3 protein-coding genes and 1 pseudogene are annotated in these 2,873 nt (G+C 67.8%); all 4 read right to left on the bottom strand.

Annotated features, from left to right (window positions below):
• Window positions 1-68: 68 nt before the first annotated feature.
• Window positions 69-1,112 carry a TIGR03857 family LLM class F420-dependent oxidoreductase gene (locus tag A5698_RS18355; protein WP_068299847.1) on the bottom strand — a complete coding sequence of 348 codons (1,044 nt, stop codon included), beginning with the start codon at window positions 1,110-1,112 and terminating at the stop codon, window positions 69-71.
• Window positions 1,109-1,486, bottom strand: coding sequence for a nuclear transport factor 2 family protein (locus tag A5698_RS18350; RefSeq protein ID WP_068299846.1), 378 nt, complete (start codon window positions 1,484-1,486; stop codon window positions 1,109-1,111). Before A5698_RS18350 ends, A5698_RS18355 begins: the two co-directional genes overlap by 4 nt.
• Window positions 1,483-2,550: a phosphotransferase gene (locus A5698_RS18345; protein ID WP_231967452.1), complete on the bottom strand. Its 1,068-nt coding sequence runs from the start codon at window positions 2,548-2,550 to the stop codon at window positions 1,483-1,485. The genes A5698_RS18350 and A5698_RS18345 overlap by 4 nt, the downstream gene beginning before the upstream one ends.
• Window positions 2,547-2,873 (bottom strand): annotated as a pseudogene (locus A5698_RS18340) (alpha/beta hydrolase); the annotation flags it as partial. The pseudogene A5698_RS18340 and the gene A5698_RS18345, both read right to left, overlap by 4 nt.

Here is a 2,873-nt window from a genome sequence, read left to right as displayed (position 1 = left end):
GTCGTGTGCAAACACGCACGCTCGCCGAGACGGGGCCAGATCACGCCGCTCGCCGAGATGGGGCCAACTCACACCGATGCGCGGTAAGCGGCGACGATCGGCTCGAGTTCCTCGGGCGTCGCGCCGTGCATGATGAGCGCGTCGGCGCCGTAGTCGAACTCCTTGCGGACCCGGTTGACGCACTGCTGCGGCGATCCGGTCGCGGCGGGCTCCAACCATTCGTCGGGAATCAACGTCGCGATGTGTTCGATCTGTTCGGCCGACGCCTTGTGGTCGATACCGCCTGGAATCGACTGGACGACCTTGTCGTCGCGGAAGCGTTGCAGCACAGCCGGATCCCAGCCGTTCGTCTTGACCAGAAGATCGCCGTAACCCTGCAGGTAGGTCGCCAGCCGGGCCACGGTCTTCTTCAACCGCAGCTCCTCGGGCAGATGGTCGCCGACCGTGGCGAAGCACGACCACACCCGCACACTGGCCGGATCGCGGCCCGCCTGTTCGGCGGCGTCCTTGACCGTCTTGACCGCGCGCTGCAGCGTCTCCGGCGTGAAATAGGTGTGCAGGATGACGTCGTCGAACGCCCGACCGCCCAGCGCCAGCGTCTGCGGGCCGAACGCCACCACCGCCAGCCGGATGTCCTCACGGAAGTCCGGATCGAGGAACAGCACCTGATACTTGCCGATCGGTCCGTCGTGGTTGAAGATCACCTCGCCGTTCCACAACCGCCGCATGACCTGCGCGAAGTCCTCCATCTGAGCGGTCGTGACCGACGGGATGCCGAACGCCGCATACATCGCGGCCACCCCGCGACCGATGCCCAGCGTGAACCGGCCCCCCGATAGCCGGTGCATCGTCGTCGCCCACGATCCGGTGATCAGCGGGTGGCGAGTGTTGTGATTCGTTGCCGCCGTGGCGATCTGCATACGCGACGTGACCGCGCACGCCGCACCCACGAGCGACGACGCCTCCTTGACGTTCCACCGCTCGGAGATAAACGCGGTGCCGAACCCGAGCTCCTCGCCGCGACGGGCCTCGTCCATCAGCGTCGACGGCCCCTCGCCCCCGGCACCCGCCAACAGGTAATAGCCCAGTTCGTCGAGCACTCGTTCGGTCACGCCCAGACTCCTTGCTTGTAGCCGCAGTTCCACACCTCGACGATCCTGCCGTCGACCACCCGGAAGACTTCCATACTGCCGATCGTGGTCTGCGTGCCGTCCTTCATCTTGATCGGCGACTGGTAGACGATCGCGACGTGTTCCCCGTCGTCACCGGCGACCACGAGGTTCAGATCGAACCGGATACTCTCGGACACCGCCCACATGTCGACCACCCGGCGCACCGCCTGTTCGTGAGTCAGGACGTGCGCCGGCTCCCCCACCTCATGGCGGACCACCGTCTCGCCCAACAGTTCGTCGGCCAGCGCAAAATCCGCCTTGTTCCACGCCACCAGGTTGTAAAGCTCGACCACCTCGCGGGCGGACCGGGTCATCCGAACACCTCCAGGGCGTCGATCGCGTCGATCGCCGCCACCGCACGGTCGGTGAGCGTCAGGCACAGGCGCCGCGACCGTTCCGGCATCGCGTCCCACCCGTTGAGCGTGATGACCGGGAGCACCATCAGGTAGACGGCCGCAAACCGGTAGTGCCGCCACGCCTCGTCGAATCCGTAGTCCGCAACGCCGTGCGCGGCGAGACGGTCGAGATACTCACGCAACAGTGCCTCGTCGCGTCCGTCGCGCACCGCGGTCGGCAGACCTTGGGTGACGAGGTACGCCACGTCGGCCGCGCCGGCGCCGCGGGCGGTGAACTGAAAGTCCACCACCTTCATGCGGTCGCCGGAGAAGAAGAGGTTGTCGGCACGAATGTCACCGTGCAACAACATGTCCCGTTCGGTGAGAACGGGCAGCGCCGCCACCGCGCGCTCGGTGAATCGTTCGGCGAACGTGGCCACCGCAGGCGGCACGCTCGCCGAGGTGTGCGCGCGGTAGATCTCCCACCCCGGCCCGAACGCCGGCAACAGCAGATCCCGTGCGATCGGGGTGTCGATGCTCGGGAACTGCTCCGACACAGCGAGTCCGGGCGACCACGCGTGCAGCCCCGCGAGCTGTCCGATGCAGATGCGGGCGCGGTCCATGGACAGCCCGGCGAGATGGTCGGCGTTGTCCCAATCCGAGAGGTCTTCGAGCAGGAGCACGAAATCCACGCCGTCGTCGGCCATCCGGGCGGCATACACACGCGGCGTGTCCATCGGGGCGCGCCCGGCCACGTCGCGATAGAAGGACAACTCGCGCCGGTACCCACCCAGCAGTTCCATCGCACCGCGTGCCTCCGAGACCGCGGGGAGCTTGGCAATCAGGCTCGACGGCACGCCGGTGCCGGTCAGGTGCAGCCGGTACAGCAGCGACGAGAAGCCGCTGTCGATCGCGATCTGCTCGGCGCGGACGTCGTCGACCGTCGCCCCGTCGAGCCCCGCATCGAGGCGCAGCGCCATGGTCAACCAGCCGGCGTCAACCTCGTCGATGCCATCCGGCACCGCGGCCGTACTCGCCGTCACCGGGCGCCCTTCCCGCCGACCGCCGCCAGGAATCGCTCCGATGAGCGCTGCACGCCGCCCGCGAACAGGTGGCCGACGTGACTTCCGCGGTGCCAGTACAGTTCGCCGCCCCACCGCTCGTGCAGACGCTCGGCCGGTTCTCGTCGCGCCATCTGGTCGTGCCAGGCGCCGACGATCAGCCGCTGCTCGGGTGGCGCGCTGGGCTCGACTGCCTGATAGTCGACGACCGACATGACCCGCTCGACGGGCTCCGATTGCAACAACTCGATCGTGTCGCGCACCGACGGACCCCACCGTCCCAGATGCGCGGCGATCATCGCGTT

Origin of the sequence: Mycobacterium sp. E136 (assembly GCF_001666865.1) — a bacterium.
Taxonomy (GTDB): domain Bacteria; phylum Actinomycetota; class Actinomycetes; order Mycobacteriales; family Mycobacteriaceae; genus Mycobacterium.
Note: the sequence above shows the minus strand (reverse complement) of the source record. Positions and strands in the feature narration are given on the sequence as shown.

Excerpts from the sequence above, each read along its gene's own strand:
- A5698_RS18350 (WP_068299846.1), bottom strand. The coding sequence starts at position 1,486 with ATGACCCGGTCCGCCCGCGAGGTGGTCGAGCTTTACAACCTGGTGGCG.